Annotated in this window: 14 protein-coding genes and 1 pseudogene; 6 read left to right on the top strand and 9 right to left on the bottom strand. The window is 59.6% G+C overall.

Features of this window, described 5'->3' with window-relative positions; translation table 11 throughout:
• Window positions 1–10: 10 nt before the first annotated feature.
• The 3 genes from GH656_RS15715 to GH656_RS15705 form a co-directional block, all read right to left on the bottom strand.
• On the bottom strand, window positions 11–1,072 hold the full coding sequence (locus tag GH656_RS15715; RefSeq protein ID WP_153076987.1) for a GlxA family transcriptional regulator: 1,062 nt from the start codon (window positions 1,070–1,072) through the stop codon (window positions 11–13).
• 111 nt (window positions 1,073–1,183) lie between these two features.
• Window positions 1,184–2,086: a choline ABC transporter permease subunit gene (choW, locus tag GH656_RS15710; RefSeq protein WP_153076986.1), complete on the bottom strand. Its 903-nt coding sequence runs from the start codon at window positions 2,084–2,086 to the stop codon at window positions 1,184–1,186.
• Window positions 2,079–3,248 (bottom strand): betaine/proline/choline family ABC transporter ATP-binding protein, encoded by a 1,170-nt coding sequence (locus GH656_RS15705; RefSeq protein ID WP_153076985.1) that lies wholly within the window; start codon window positions 3,246–3,248, stop codon window positions 2,079–2,081. Before GH656_RS15705 ends, choW begins: the two co-directional genes overlap by 8 nt.
• 135 nt (window positions 3,249–3,383) lie before the next feature.
• On the opposite strand from GH656_RS15705, the pseudogene GH656_RS15700 reads away from it, so the two are divergent.
• Window positions 3,384–3,548 (top strand): annotated as a pseudogene (locus GH656_RS15700) (DUF1993 family protein); the annotation flags it as partial.
• A 37-nt stretch (window positions 3,549–3,585) separates the two neighbouring features.
• Here the strand turns inward: GH656_RS15700 and GH656_RS15695 are convergent.
• A complete protein-coding gene (locus GH656_RS15695) occupies window positions 3,586–4,215 on the bottom strand; it encodes a LysE family translocator (RefSeq protein WP_153076984.1) in 630 nt (209 codons plus the stop codon).
• Window positions 4,216–4,360: 145 nt separating this feature from the next.
• On the opposite strand from GH656_RS15695, the gene GH656_RS15690 reads away from it, so the two are divergent.
• From GH656_RS15690 to GH656_RS15675, 4 genes are all read left to right on the top strand, one after another.
• Complete coding sequence (locus GH656_RS15690; protein ID WP_174769802.1) at window positions 4,361–4,825, top strand: Lrp/AsnC family transcriptional regulator; 465 nt, start codon at window positions 4,361–4,363, stop codon at window positions 4,823–4,825.
• 132 nt (window positions 4,826–4,957) lie between these two features.
• Window positions 4,958–5,191, top strand: coding sequence for a hypothetical protein (locus tag GH656_RS15685; protein ID WP_153076982.1), 234 nt, complete (start codon window positions 4,958–4,960; stop codon window positions 5,189–5,191).
• Between the two features lie 292 nt (window positions 5,192–5,483).
• Window positions 5,484–5,786: an ArsR/SmtB family transcription factor gene (locus GH656_RS15680; RefSeq protein ID WP_153076981.1), complete on the top strand. Its 303-nt coding sequence runs from the start codon at window positions 5,484–5,486 to the stop codon at window positions 5,784–5,786.
• Between the two features lie 95 nt (window positions 5,787–5,881).
• Window positions 5,882–6,943 carry an alkene reductase gene (locus GH656_RS15675; RefSeq protein WP_153076980.1) on the top strand — a complete coding sequence of 354 codons (1,062 nt, stop codon included), beginning with the start codon at window positions 5,882–5,884 and terminating at the stop codon, window positions 6,941–6,943.
• Between the two features lie 73 nt (window positions 6,944–7,016).
• On the opposite strand, the gene GH656_RS15670 is transcribed toward GH656_RS15675, so the two are convergent.
• From GH656_RS15670 to GH656_RS15660, 3 genes are all read right to left on the bottom strand, one after another.
• Window positions 7,017–7,442, bottom strand: coding sequence for a bactofilin family protein (locus GH656_RS15670; RefSeq protein ID WP_153076979.1), 426 nt, complete (start codon window positions 7,440–7,442; stop codon window positions 7,017–7,019).
• Between the two features lie 83 nt (window positions 7,443–7,525).
• On the bottom strand, window positions 7,526–7,897 hold the full coding sequence (locus GH656_RS15665; protein WP_153076978.1) for a hypothetical protein: 372 nt from the start codon (window positions 7,895–7,897) through the stop codon (window positions 7,526–7,528).
• A complete protein-coding gene (locus tag GH656_RS15660) occupies window positions 7,890–8,834 on the bottom strand; it encodes a M23 family metallopeptidase (RefSeq protein ID WP_153076977.1) in 945 nt (314 codons plus the stop codon). The genes GH656_RS15665 and GH656_RS15660 overlap by 8 nt, the downstream gene beginning before the upstream one ends.
• A gap of 662 nt (window positions 8,835–9,496) precedes the next feature.
• On the opposite strand from GH656_RS15660, the gene GH656_RS15655 reads away from it, so the two are divergent.
• Complete coding sequence (locus GH656_RS15655; RefSeq protein ID WP_153076976.1) at window positions 9,497–10,111, top strand: nucleotidyltransferase family protein; 615 nt, start codon at window positions 9,497–9,499, stop codon at window positions 10,109–10,111.
• 739 nt (window positions 10,112–10,850) lie between these two features.
• Here GH656_RS15655 and GH656_RS17930 read toward each other — a convergent pair.
• Together GH656_RS17930 and aepX are read right to left on the bottom strand one after the other, a co-directional pair.
• Window positions 10,851–12,269 (bottom strand): thiamine pyrophosphate enzyme family protein, encoded by a 1,419-nt coding sequence (locus GH656_RS17930; RefSeq protein WP_246184339.1) that lies wholly within the window; start codon window positions 12,267–12,269, stop codon window positions 10,851–10,853.
• On the bottom strand, window positions 12,266–14,029 hold the full coding sequence (aepX, locus tag GH656_RS15640; protein ID WP_153076975.1) for a phosphoenolpyruvate mutase: 1,764 nt from the start codon (window positions 14,027–14,029) through the stop codon (window positions 12,266–12,268). The genes GH656_RS17930 and aepX overlap by 4 nt, the downstream gene beginning before the upstream one ends.
• Window positions 14,030–14,618 lie beyond the last annotated feature (589 nt).

Below are 14,618 nucleotides of genomic sequence, written 5' to 3'. Positions count from 1 at the left end.
GCAATCACGCCTAACTCCCAGCATCTCTTCCATCATCCACCCCACCCCCCATCGCCCGGATCACCTCTGATTGACGCCGCTCCGTACTCGGCGCATGGCCAAATTGCGTCCGGTATGCCTTGCTGAAATGACACGCCGAATGAAACCCGCAAGCAGCCGTAACATCGGCAATCGACGTCCCCGTCGTGCGCAACAAGTCGCGCGCCCGGCGCAGCCTGAGCGCCAGGTAATAGTGCGTCGGTGAAACCCCTAGATAGAGTTTGAACATCCGCTGCAAATGCCGTTGCGATAGCTGCACCAGGCGTGCGAGTTCTTCGAGCGATAGCGGCTCATCAATATTCGCCTCCATCAGCCGGACTACTTCGATCAGCTCGGCACGGGAAAAACCCACTCGGGCATCAATCGGAATCGGTTGTGAATCGTTCGCGCCGCGGATCCGTTCAACGATAAACTGCTCCGACACCTGTGTGGCAATCCCTTTGCCAAGACGCTCGGTAACCAAATACAACATCAAGTCCAGTGGCGCGGTGCCACCGGTGCAGGTCATCCGGTCGCGGTCAATCACGAACAGTTCTTCGGCAAACATGACCTGCGGAAACTCTCGATGCAGCGCCGAGAGATTCTCCCAGTGCACGGTGCAGCGGTAACCGCTCAACAATCCGGCTGCCATCAGCGCATAAGCACCGGTGCAAATCCCGCCAAGCGGCACGCCCCAGCCAGCGGCATGATTCAGTTGACGGATCAAACGGGCATCCACCACCTGACGGATATTCATGCCACCACACACGATCAGAACGTCAGGCAAATCTGCGGTTGCGGCCGCTTCACCCAATGACCGGGCAGGCTTCAAGGTAATGCCATTACTGGCAACAGCTGGCGCACCATCGGGCGTAAAAATGGACCATCGGTAATGCTGGGCCCGGCCAACATAATTAGCCATGCGTAGCACCTCGATTGCGCTGCTAAGCGCAATCAGCGAAAACGCTGGCAAGGCGAGAAAGCCAAAATGAGCCATGCCTGGCACCGGAGATTCGGCTGCGATTGCGGCAATAGAAGCCAATTCAGTTTCCATCGGATACGTACCGGTTATGCATCACCCTGACTGGACTGGACGATGCCTGGATAAAGGTGAAAAAAACTCGACGTGAGGTACTTAACTCGACCCCGATGATGATCCGGGTGATTAACCTGGCGCGGTGACGGGCTGACGCCGCACGCGCAACACATTGCGCAGCCCAGCGAAGCGGGATACGGCCGCGCTGCCTGGCTCACGGCCAAAACTCTCGGTAATGCGATCGAGAATAATCGCCAGCAGCACCACCGATAGCCCGCTTTCAAAGCCAAGCCCGATATCGAGCCGCTGGATGCTGGCCAGCACATCGTTACCAAGGCCGCCCGCGCCCACCATCGAAGCAATGATGACCATCGACAGCGCCATCATGATGGTCTGGTTCACGCCCTGCATGATCGATGGCAGCGCGTTGGGGAACTGCACCTTGTAAAGCAACTGCCATGGCGTGCAGCCAAACGCCTGCCCTGCTTCGACAATTTCCCGATTCACATGGCGAATGCCGAGGCTGGTCAAACGCACCGCTGGCGGCATGGCAAAAATAACGGTTGAGAGAATGCCTGGCACTCGCCCGAGGCCAAACAGCATCGCGGCAGGAATCAGATAGACGAAGGCCGGCATGGTCTGCATCAAATCCAGCACCGGCCGCACGATCAACGCCACGGTTTTGTTGCGTGCCGCCCAGATGCCCAGCGGAATCCCCAGCACAAGGCTGATGACCGTGGCCGACAGCGTCAGGCCAAGCGTCACGATGGTCTGATCCCAGAACCCGGTTCCGTAAATCAGCAGCAGCGCCAGCAACGCAAAGAGTGCAAAGCGCCAGCTCACACGCCAAATACCAATACCCACCACCAAGACTATGAACACCCACATCGGCACCGCCTGCAAGCCGTGTTCGATCATCGCGGCGAAGCCTTCAATGGCTTTGCCGATTGCATCAAAAGTGCTGGCGTCATGCTCCAGCAGGTAATGCACCGACTGGTCGACCCAGCGGCCAAGAGGAATGATTTCAGACATGGGCACCTCGCTGACGTGACAACGCTTTCAATACGAGGGTCCGGTCAACCGAGCCACAGTAGCGGTTGTTTTCATCGACCACCGCCAGCGGTGCGGGGTTCGCGCAGACCCGCTCGACCACCTGTTCAAGCAAGGCCCCTCGTGCAATGCCCTCGATGCGTTGCATCGGCGACGGCGGCGAGCCGGGAGCACCCCGTGTGACGAGGCCGCGCAAGCGGCGTTCAGCATCGAGCACAAAGGTGTACTGGGCGTTGCCATTGAGTGAGGTCACAAGCCCGGCTACATCCAGGCTATGCACGACGGGCACGGCCTGGGTTTGCATCAAGTCGCCCGCGCTGAGATAGCGGCTGGTATCGACGCCCTCAAAAAATGCGCGCACGTAATCGCTGGCCGGGTTGTTGATGATGTCCTGCGGCGTGCCGATCTGCACCACCCGGCCACCTTCCATAATCGCAATCCGGTTGCCAATGCGTAGTGCTTCGTCAAGATCGTGCGACACGAACATGATGGTGCGGCGCTGCATTTTTTGCAGATCCAGCAACACGTTTTGCATTTCCTTGCGCTTGAGCGGATCGAGTGCGGAAAAAGCCTCGTCCATAATCATCAGCGACGGATTGACCGCTAGCGCCCGTGCCAACCCCACGCGTTGCTGCATGCCACCGGAAAGCTCGGCTGGCAGTTTGTGGGCAAAGGGGGTAAGTCCAACCTGTTCGAGCACTTCGAATGCCCGCGCTTCACGTGCCTTGCGTTTGATACCGGCCACTTCGAGACCGAAAGCAGCATTGGAGAGCACGGTGCGATGCGGCATCAACGCGAATGACTGGAACACCATGCTCATATCGGTGCGGCGCAATCCGATCAGATCCTGGTGCCGCATTGCAGCGATATCGCGCCCATCAACGCAAACCGTGCCCGTAGTAGGTTCCACCAGACGGTTAATCAGGCGTATCAGGGTTGACTTGCCTGATCCAGACAAACCCATCAGAACAAATATTTCGCCTTCCTCTACTTCAAATGAAACGTTGTGGATGCCAGCCATGCTTCCAGTTCTGGCGAATACTTCATCCCTGGTGACGCCCTCATCAAGCAGAGCTAATGCCCGCTTTGGGTTAAGACCAAATACTTTGGATAACCCTTTAACGACAACTTTGGGGGAATTCATTGACTTCGTCTCCTCTGGCGCAAGTGTTGGCTTACACCGTGCATACATGGTTGCGATAAAAATGCCTAGCGAGCCGACTAATTACGACAGACCCTTGGTGAAATACGACATGAATCACCAGAAAAAATCTGATTTAAATCGCGCCAATATTTTTATCGCCAGAGAACGAAAGTCATTAAGGAATTCGCCCTGCCCAATTTTTTTTTCCATATCACAACGAGCTACGACATCCTGCGGCACAACGGCGTCGAACTAGGCAAGCTCGACTACCTGGGGGCGGCCAGCAAGCCAGCCGCATAAGCCTCATCAATAAACCTGGCGGCACAGCCCAAAGCACCTAATCGAGCGACAACCGCAACGCGAAGCCAAGCAGCACCGCAGAAAAGGTCCAGCGTTGCGCTGCCTGCGCCAGCGGATGACGCCGCAACCAGTGCGCGATACGCACCGCGCCCAGGGTGAAAACAAGATCAAAGCAGGCTCCTGTCGCCACCAGCAGCACGCCGAGCAGCAGCATCTGCCATGCCACCGGCCCAAGGCCGGGCTGCACGAATTGCGGTAGCAAGACCGAGCAGAACAGCAATGCTTTGGGATTAAGCAAATTGGTCAAAAGCCCTTTGATAAACACCGCTCGCAGCGGCTTTTGCATCACCGGCGCGGTGCCCGCCATGGGCAGCGCAAATACCGGCGAGCGGAAAACCTGCAACGCGATCCACGCCAGATAAACCGCTCCGCCATAGCGCAGCGCGTCATACAACCAGGGCGCGCCGCGCAACAGCGCCGCGACCCCGCATGCCGACAACGTGACATGCACCGCCCGCGCCAGCGCCAGGCCACCCGCTGCGGCAAAACCGCCGCGCCGCCCCCGGCCGATGCTGGTCTGCAAAATCAATGCCATATCAGGGCCGGGGACCGCATACACCACCGCGAGTGCGGCGATAAACATGGCCATCCAGTGTGCGGAAATCATCGTATTTCCAGAAAAAATGAAGACTCTATATTGCAATTAGCAAACTGGAATATTCCGGCTATTTTCATAAAAGAGAGTTTTTAATTTAGCGAATTCCACTATTATTTTTAACTTTTGTAGGGAATTTCATTCAGCGAGATTGTTCATGACTGAACTAGATAAAGTTGACCGCGCGATTTTATCCGCGCTTCAGGCGGATGCCCGCATGTCCAATGCACGTCTAGCCGAAACCGTGGGCCTGAGCGAAACGCCCTGCGCCCGGAGGCTGCGGCGGCTCGAAAGCGAGGGGTATATCGAGCGTTATCGGGCGATGTTGTCGCGTTCAGCGCTTGGGTTTGGGGTGGTGGCGTTTGTTTACGTGCGCTTCGCGGTTCATGACCGTGCGGTGGCGATGCGCTTCGAGCGCGAAGTGCTGGCCATCAGCCGCATCCTGTCGTGCCATAACGTTTCGGGCAGCGCTGATTACGTCTTGCAGGTGGTTGCCCGGGATCTGGACGACTATGGCGCGTTTATGCGCGATGAACTGCGTAGTTTGCCTGGGGTGACCTCGGTTGAATCATCGCTGTCGTTGCGTGAGGTGAAGGCAAACGGAGGTTTGCCGCTGGGATAAACCGGGGAGACCCGTGTCAAGCGGCAAAACTTGTATGGGAAGATCTGCCGCAGATTTTCGTTGCAACCTGCTTTGCTGCTAAGCGGCTTTGCTGCATTAGCAGCGCTTAACCCGATCAATCAAGGAGCGTTCATGGATCACAAACAGGCACGAGACGAAGAAAGCCGTGCGATGACACGGGTGGTCACAGCCACGCAACGGGTACAAAGTGCGTTTTCTGCGCTGCAAGCCCGCTTCCCTCCTACCGGCGACGGCGAACTGTCGCAAATGACACTGCAAACGTTTGATGCAGCGCTTCAGGAGCTGGAGGATGCCCAAGCGGATTTCGATGCGCTACTTGGCGCGTTGCTGGACGGCAAGCGCTAATTTTTCCTCCAGTCATCTGTATCTGTCGTCCAGGCCTATGCCCCCTGCTTCTGCTCGCAGGAAGGCATAGGCACCAGGTGTTTAGCACGTTGGGTTCGCCCGGTTTCGGGCTGCTCAAATTACTAGACCGTTAGTTGCATTTAACAAGGATCAGGCGTCACGTTCAGTCCCGCCTGATACGTCATCACCCTTCTGGTAGTAGTGCCATCACAAATATCGCAAAAACACGATATATGATTCGCCATCTGACGATTTGTCTTTCTCGACGCCTCCCAAGGCTCAACCGCTGCTTATGACGCTCGATATCAACGCCATCCTCAAAGCCCTGGCTCATCCGGTCAGGCGGGAAATTCTCACCTGCCTGCGCGAGCCCGAAAAGCATTTCGCCGATCAGGAATTACCGCTCGAACACGGTGTCTGCGCGGGCAAGCTTGAGGCGCGTTGCGGTCTGTCGCAATCCACCGTGTCGGCTCATCTCGCCACCTTGCAGCGCACCGGCTTGCTGACTTCAAAGCGCATCGGCCAATGGGTTTTCTTCAAGCGCAATGAGCCGCTGATTCAGGCGTTCGTGGACTACATGACGCACGCTTTATGACGTATCCGAGGTAGGCCCAACCGGGCTTTGCAGGCGCTTCACGCTGTTGTTCTTTTTGCCAGGGTTCAACGCCCACCCACAAAAGGTAACTTCTTATGCCAACACTTCACGACCCACTCCAGATCGGTGACCTCACGCTCCCGAACCGCATCATCATGGCGCCGCTCACGCGGCAGCGCGCGGGAGATAGCCGGGTGGCCAATGCGCTAATGGCGCAGTACTACGCAGAACGGGCATCGGCCGGGCTGATCTTGAGCGAGGCTACGGCGGTCACCCCACAAGGGGTTGGTTACGCGGCGACGCCTGGCATCTGGTCAGACGCGCAAGTCGAGGGCTGGAAGCTCGTCACCGAGGCGGTGCATCAGGCTGGTGGACGGATCTTTCTGCAGCTTTGGCATGTCGGCCGTATTTCCGATCCCGTCTTTCTGAATGGCGGCCTGCCCGTGGCACCAAGCGCGATTGCCGCACAAGGACATGTCAGCCTGGTGCGGCCGCTGCGTAACTACGTCACCCCCCGAGCGCTCGATCTGGCGGAAATCCCCGGCGTGGTCGAGGCTTACCGCAAGGGTGCGGAGAACGCCAAAGCGGCCGGGTTCGATGGGGTGGAGGTGCATGGCGCGAACGGCTATCTGCTCGATCAGTTCTTGCAGGACAGCACCAACCTGCGCACCGATGCCTATGGTGGCCCAATCGAAAACCGCGCCCGCCTGATGCTCGAAGTCACGGATGCCTGTATTTCAGTGTGGGGCGCGAACCGGGTTGGCATGCATCTGTCACCGCGAGGTGATTCGCATGCGATGGGCGATTCCGCTCCAGCCGCTACCTTCGGTTATGTCGCGCGCGAACTCGGCCGGCGCAAGCTGGCTTTTCTTTGTGTGCGTGAATCGCTCGGCGAAAACCGGCTTGGCCCGATGCTGAAGGATGCCTTCGGCGGGCCTTATATCGCCAATGAAAAATTCACTCTGGAAAGCGCGCAACGCACGCTGGATGCGGGTGAAGCCGATGCAGTCGCTTGGGGGCAGCTCTTTATTGCGAACCCGGACCTGCCGCGCCGTTTCGCACTGGGCTCACCGCTGAATGCCCCGAATCCGGCCACGTATTACGCTGAAGGTGAAACCGGCTATACCGACTATCCGGCGCTAGAGAGCGCCAGCTAATACACGGTCAAGCGGCTATCTATAACCGCTAAAGGGGATAGCGAGCGCGGGGCACGATGCCCGCGTTCGCCGTTTAGCCTGCGTGTTCCTGAGCAAACATATCGGCCGCAGCAGCGTTTGCCACGGGCGCTGCTCCCTCGCGCCGCGCCAGCTTGCCATCGACCGAGGCACCGCAATCCATGCGCAGTTGCTGATAAAAAATATTGCCGGTGACATGGGCGTTCGCCTGCAGCTCAACAAAATGATCCGCAATCACGTCACCGACAATCCGCCCGTTCACCACCACGTCATAGCCATGCACGTTGCCGGTAATGGAGCCGCGATCACTGAGCACCAGCAACGTCTGGCTGCCGGGCTTGCCCGAGACATTGCCTTCGACGTGGCCATCCATGCGCAGACCATCGCTAAATTCGAGGTCACCCCGTAACTGCACGTCATGCGCGATCAGGGTCGCAATTTTGGTCTGATGGATGCCTGTCTGTTTCTTCTTGCTAAACATGATTGTTTTCACCTGGATAAATCGGTTGGTCAGGAGAGGGCTTGGCCCTCGCGGCAAACCTGCGCGGCGGCAGCCTTGCCAGGCTAGCGTGGTGCCTGCTTCTGGCCACGCAGGAAAAGCAGCTCGGTCGTCAGGCGGCTAGCATCTGCTGCCGATGCATCGGCCACTTTTTGCACCGCCGCACGCGAGGCCCGTTCCTGCGTGAGCGCCAACTGGGTGCGGGCGAGTTCAGCCTGAAGATCAGCTTCACTAGCGGAGGGCTCACATAACTCGAACGGCACCGTCCCGCTGTGCTGAAAATACGCCCCGGCCACTGCTGCGCCGAGGATGAGACAGCTCACACATGCAGTGCCCCACAGCACGAGTTGACGCGTCCGCGAACGGACTGGTTGCAGTGCATAACGGGTGCGTGTCAGTTGATCTGACGCTTTGCGCGAACCCCGTGGATTAGCCATGGAAACCTGCGTCGAACAGCGCCAGATAGGCGGTGGGATCGGTTGGCGTGCCATTCACCAGCACTTCGAAATGCAGATGCGGCCCGGTGGAGCGCCCTGTCGAGCCCACATCGGCAATGTGCTGCCGTGGCAGCACCAGATCTCCGGCGCGGGCAATCAGCTTCGCAGCATGGCCATAGCGCGTGACCAGGCCATTGCCGTGATCGATGTCAACGGTGTTGCCATATCCCGCACGGTGGCCTGAAAAAATCACGCGGCCACCGGCTGCGGCCAGGATCGGCGTGCCAGACGGCGCGGCCAGATCAATGCCCGAATGAAAGTGGAGATTGCGGTTGAACGGATCGAGACGGTTGCCAAACGGTGAACCAAAGCGCGCCCCAGCCACCGGTGTGCGGCCCGGAAACGCCGCATAAGCAACCGCATGCGAGGCGGTGGCCTGCTCCAGCGCGGACAACGTCGCGGCGAGGCAGGCGAGCTGCTCACGCGTAGTTCTGGCATCAGTCTGAGCATTCTGCGGGGCAAGATCGGCACAACGCTGGGGTGGCAACGACGGGCCGCCCTCATTTTCGAACGCGGCATCACCCGCCGCGCCAGTCGCAGCGCGCGCCACGGGTTTGGGTGTTTTCAGGCGAGCTTCGAAATCTTGTAACGCCCCAACCTGGGTAGCGAGCCGGGTAATACGTGGCTCGATTTGCGCCACGGTGGCATTGAGCTTGCCGAGTTGTTTGATCGCGTAATCGCGTTCCATCTGGCTGGCTTCATGATCGCCAGCGCCGTTCTGCGCAGGCAGATACCGGCCAATGGCCACGCCCGCAGCCAGTGCCACGATGGCCGTGCCCAACGCCGCGCTCACCGCGATGACACACGCGGTGCGCTGCGTGACAAAGCGCATGGAGCCACTGCTGAGGCGCTCGCCCCGATTAAAAATCGACAACATCAGCACCTCCCGCTGTGCAGATAACTGAAGCCAGCGGCATAACAGCGGGACATCAACATGGATAGGCAGGGAATAAAAAGGAGGGAATCCGGCATACCGTACGCGCCGGAATCAAGCCGACAATGAGTAGGAAGGAAGCCGCGCATTATCACTTGGGCTCCCAATGCAACATCTCAAATTCGAAAAAAATGCAAGCGGTACAAGACATCTATTTCAACCTTTTAGATTGTTGATCTTTCTCTGCGAATTCAAGGCTGCAGACCGGAGTACAGCCTGCGTGGCGTGCTACAGGCCAAGCCTATTCGCCGCATGATTCAAGCACCGCCCAGCCAGCCAAAGCTGCAACAGGGCGAAGTTTGCAAGGATGAAGAAAATTTCGACAGAAATATTTCAACTTCTTGAATACCCGGAAAAACCAACGGGTTATGTCACGCTTTGATAACCGGGAAAATTTAACTCGATTTAACGCGCTAAAGCAGTTGAAAACCGCTGACAGCGCGCGGGCCGGAACTCGTTGACCCCAATGGATTCATTACGTCTGCAGCCTTGCCAGCCCAAGCCTTGCCCGACACAATGCGTCAACTTTTACGGGGTATCGCGGCATCGCATCAGTCCCTATACAAGCCCCCGCTCACGTTCGTTCGCTGCTCTCCTTTGCGCTTATGTCCTATCAATCAGTTGCACGCGGCATCCTGCTCGCCGCAGGGCAAGGTTCTCGCTTCGATCCATCCGGCTTGAACAACAAGCTGCTGGCACCGCTGCCGCATGGCCGCTGTGTCGCGCAGGAGGCCGCTGAGCGCTTGCTGCAAAGCGTGCCGCGCGTGCTTGCCGTGGTTCGGCCAGATGCCGAGCCGCTCGCCCGTTTGCTAAGCGAGGCAGGCTGCGACGTGATGATTTCCGCTCAAGCGGCGCGCGGAATGGGGGCCAGCCTGGCAGCCGCTGTCAAGGCAAGCCACGACGAAACAGGATGGATCATCGCCCTCGCCGATATGCCCGCGATCGCGCCCGCCAGCATCGAAGCCGTGGCCAGAGCGCTCGATCAGGGCGCAGCCCTGGTCGCGCCGTTTTATCGCGCTCAGCGCGGCCATCCGGTTGGGGTCAGCGCGCAACATCGCGCCAGCCTGGCCGCACTGGAGGGCGACAGCGGCGCGCGAGCGCTGTTTGCGCAGCGCGACTACCTGCGGCTAGAACTCGATGACCCTGGCATCCTGCTGGATATCGACACCGCCAGCGATCTGGGCAGCGTTATCACGTCCGGCAGCCTTGCAGCACGCTGAAGGAGGCCGAGGCCACACAGGCGGGCAAGATCTCCTACTCTGGTTCTCATGCACCAACCCGCAATTTCTGACGGAGGTCAATCATGAAGCACTGCATGCATACCAGTCCGCTGCCTGGGCCCCTGTCTGATCCAACCGGGGATCCTCAAGGCGATCCGTTAATTCCACCCGCGCCCGGTCGTCATCATGACGAGCCGCAGCAGCCCGATGGGCCACCCGATAAAGATCCTGTGCTCTGGCTCGCGTAGTAAGCGCTGTGGCGAAGAAAAGCGGGAAGCGGGGGAAACGTAATCAGGCGCGGGTGGGCCCTGCTTTCCTGCTTTCCTGCTTTCCTGCTTTCCTGCTTTCCTGCTTTCCATCTGACAGGGTCACAACGCCGGGTTCCGGGTTCCGGGTTCCGGGTTCCGGGTTCCGGGTTCCGGGTGCCGGGTGCCGGGTGCCGGGTGCCGGGTGCCGGGTGCCGGGTGCCGGGTGCCGGGTGCCGGGTGCCGGGTGCCGGGCTCCCAACAGGATCAAGCCCCTCGTTCAGCTCTCGCCGCTACACCGCTGGCTAACGCTCCAGCGCCTTCACCACCCTCTGCGCAGTAACCTCGCAAACATCGTCAGTCGCCGCTCGATATCCACCGCCTGCAGCGCGCCTATCGTCGAGATCCGGAACCACTGCGCCGACAAACCACCTTGAGCGCGTCATGCAACTGCACATACGTGACCCTGACGCGCAGCTTGAGTAACAGCATCGTCATTGCACGCCGTGGCGCTGACCTTGATTCAGATGACGCATCAGACGCGCCGCCACCTCGGGCGGAGTAATCGTGGGACGCGGCAAACCGTCAGGCGTGCCACAAGCAATGGCGAGGCGGAGAAAGCGCGGCCCCTTGAAAGGCTCATCGAGTGGTTCTTCATCAAGCGCTGCCACGGCCAGCAGCGCATCGAGCGCATCGAGCGTATTGCTGTCTTGTGCCAGCGTGTAACCGCAGGCGGCAGCTATCGCGGCAAACGACACTTGAGGTGAAACCGTGCTCTGGCCACCGGTCGAATCGTGTGCGCCGTTATCCAGCAGCACATGCGTGAGATTGGCTGGCCCATAAGCGCCCAAAGTCGCAAACACCCCCATACGCATCAGCGCCGCACCGTCGCCATCAAGCGCGACTACGTGCCAGTCAGGACGCGCCAATGCCAGCCCAAGTGCCAGCGGTGTCACGCAGCCCATTGAACCGACCATGTACAACTGGTTCGGACGGTCCTCAAGCGCATACAGCTCGCGGCCGCAAAATCCCGTCGAGGCCAGCACCACTGTCGTCGCCACTGGCGTGTGCGCCATCACGCGCTGTAAAGCCGCCTGACGTGTTGGCAAGGCTGCGGTAGCTGTGGTGGCTGTGGTGGCTGCGGTAGCTGTGGTGGCTGCAGTGGCTGTGGTGGCTGTGGTGGCTGCGGTAGCTGTGGTGGCTGCAGTGGCTGTGGTGGCTGCGGTAGCTGTGGTGGCTGCAGTGGCTGTGGTGGCTGCGGTAGCTGTGGTGGCTGCAGTGGCTGTGGTGGCTGCGGTAGCCGTAGCAACAGCCATCGCCCCCCCCAACGTAGCAACACGTTCTACCGCTAGCCCCCGCGCAGCCCGAGGCGGCAACGCACTCACACCTGGCTGTAACGGATACGGCGCGACACTGCCTTTTTGCATCAGCAACGCGTAAGGCCGGCCACTAGCCTCCATATGCGCGAGCGCACGATCCAGCGCTGGGCCAATCGCCTCAGCATCCTGCGGAAAGAGCTCCCAGGGAATCTCCATCAAATCGAGCAGCGCCGGCGTCACCGGGCCCATCAACGCATGCTGCGGCTCATCAGGCACGCCTGGCTGACCACGCCAGGTCACGATCAGCAGTTGCGGCAAGCGAAAGGTCCAGGTCAGCGAAGTTAGCGGGCTCACCGCATTTCCCAAGCCGGAGTTCTGCATCATCGTCACGCCGCGCCGCCCAGGAGCGGCCCCAAGCGTGACCCCGGCCATCAGCGCCACCGCATCGCCCTCGTTCGCTGCTGAGAGGTAATGCAGTGCCGGGTCTTGCAGCACGTAATTGATGAACGGCGTCAGATACGAACACGGCACCCCGGCATACCAGTCGAAGCCGCGCGCCCGAGCGGCCTCGACAAACTGTACGGCCTCGATCATCGCGCGGCCCCCGGGGCCGCATTGAGCGCCTTCCCATGGTGAGCAGAAGCGCCGGATTCAGCGGATTCATCCCGTTCAGCAGGTTCACCACTGGCCAGCGGGGATTGCGCATGTGCGAAGTCGCCCGCGCGGCGGAAATCTTCCAGATCATTCACCCCGCGCCAGTGCCCATGCACGTACTGCACCTCAATCGCTTCGCCCGCGTCGATCAGTGCATTCAGCAACGCAGGCATATCGAGCGCAGCAAAATCGGCTCGCTCACGCAAGCTCGCCAGTACCGTGCGCAAGCGTTCGCGGCCCGCGCCGCGCACGTTCAACAGCCCCACCCAGCGGCCATGTGGCGCTTGCGCTCCGGTGTCCTGCTCGCCTGCCACTCGCAGCAACTGCACCTTGTTGCCGAACAACGCACGCTCATCCGGCGTGGAACACCAGGCAAAATCACGCACACTTGAATTCGCCGCCTGGGTCGGAGTGGAATCAACCACCACGCTGAACGCCGCTTCGCTTTCCACCAGATCGCGCAGGATGTAGCTGCGAAACAGCAGGTCGCCATAAGAAATCACCGTATCGGCCTGCAAGCCCAAGCCATCCATCGCGCAGGCGAGGGACGCCAGCTCGCCGGTCTGCGCGTACTGCTGATTAACCACCAGACGAATCCCCGCAGTATCAATCGCATCGGCACGGTAACCACCCACCACGGTGATGTCGTTCACCCCTTCGCGCTTGAACGCATCGACCAGCCAGCGCAGCAGCGGCTTGCCCGCCACCGGCAGCATCACCTTGGGCCGCTCGGCAGTAACCGCCTCCAGCCCTGCGCCCCGGCTGGCAGCCAGCACCAGAGCAGCTCCTGAAGCACGTGCCACCGACAGATAGCGCTGCTCTGCCGCCGAGTATTCATCCGCATCCTGCAAGCGGAAAATCTCGTTGACCGGGGCTACCCGGTCTTCGACATCCACCAGCGTCTGGTTCTCGTGAATTTCGTGTGCCACCGCCTGCATTGCCGAAGCCGATGCGCGAATCAAGTGGTTGGCCCAGATCACCGTGCTGATCCCCGCCTGGCGAAACGCCTCGGTGGGCGTGCTGTAGTACTTGGTCGGCACGATCACCAACGGGCCACGCCCGGCCCATTCGCGGGCAAACGCCAGAATTTCGTCCGGCCGCGACAGCTTGCTGTGAATCAGAATCGCATCGGCCCCCGCCTGACGATAGGCCTCAGCACGGCGCAAGGCTTCGTCCATGCCCCAGCCAGCGATCAGCGCTTCGACGCGGGCCACGATGGAAAAACTCGCGTCAGTCTGCGAATCTTTACCGGCCTTGATCTTGCCGCAGAACTCGTCGATTTCGGCCAGCGGCTGGCGCTCGCCATTGATAAAGCTGTTGGTCTTGGGAAACTGCTTGTCCTCGATACAGACCCCGGCAATACCGCGCTGTTCGAGCTTGCGCACCAGACGCCGCACATTGTTGAAGTTGCCATAGCCAGTGTCGCCGTCCAGCAAGATCGGCAAATCGCTCGCGTCGGCCATGAACTCCAGCATATCCACCACTTGGGTCCAGCTCGCTTCGTTGTTGTCGCGCACGCCGTATTGCGCTGAAATCGCCAGCCCCGAAGCCCAGATCGCGCGAAACCCCGCTTCACGCACAATGCGCGCGGAAAGGCCGTTATGCGCTTCCATCATGAATTCAAGCTGCGGGCTGGTCAGCATCTCGCGCAAGCGCTGGCTGCGTGACTGCAAAGAAAAATCAGGTTCGCGTGCATTCATCGTGTCACTCCGGCAAAACGCCACGGCTCGCACAGGGCAGACCAACTGGCCTGCCGGCCTGTCGAAATCGTCGCGGGGGAAAGTGGATGTTGTTCAGATGGCATTCAGATGGCAGTCACCGGTTGACTGATGCGGGCGTTAACGCCTGCTTAACGCCTGCTCAGCTCAGCGGCAAACACGCCTAGGTTTTCCAGAAAAATGGACTTGTGGACTTGAATTGATGGCCTGGCCCAGATCGCGCGACACCCTCGCTTACGTCCGCATAAAGCCCAGCCTGGCATCGCCGCGCGGCACCAAATTGAAGTGGCACGCCTGAACCCGGCGACTATATCGGAAATAAATCGAAGCCGTTGGCAGGGACGCACGGGCTATAGCGTCTGGCGCGAAAGCGGCCAAAAACCGCTGCCTTCTGATGTCTCAAAACAGAAAACGTGGGCACCCCTGCTGGGTGCCATCACGGGCAGAACCCATGCCACTGCTCTCAATGGCAAGCCCCGCAAGCATCTTAAGTAAAATTTTGGATTCGATAATTTTGCTTCATGAATTTTCATCAAATACCTGGCGGTCTGGATAATGGCGGCTTTTGCGG

This window comes from Paraburkholderia bonniea (assembly GCF_009455625.1).
Lineage (GTDB): Bacteria > Pseudomonadota > Gammaproteobacteria > Burkholderiales > Burkholderiaceae > Paraburkholderia > Paraburkholderia bonniea.
The sequence above is the reverse complement of the archived record's forward strand: the minus strand, read 5'-3'. Positions and strand labels throughout refer to the sequence as shown.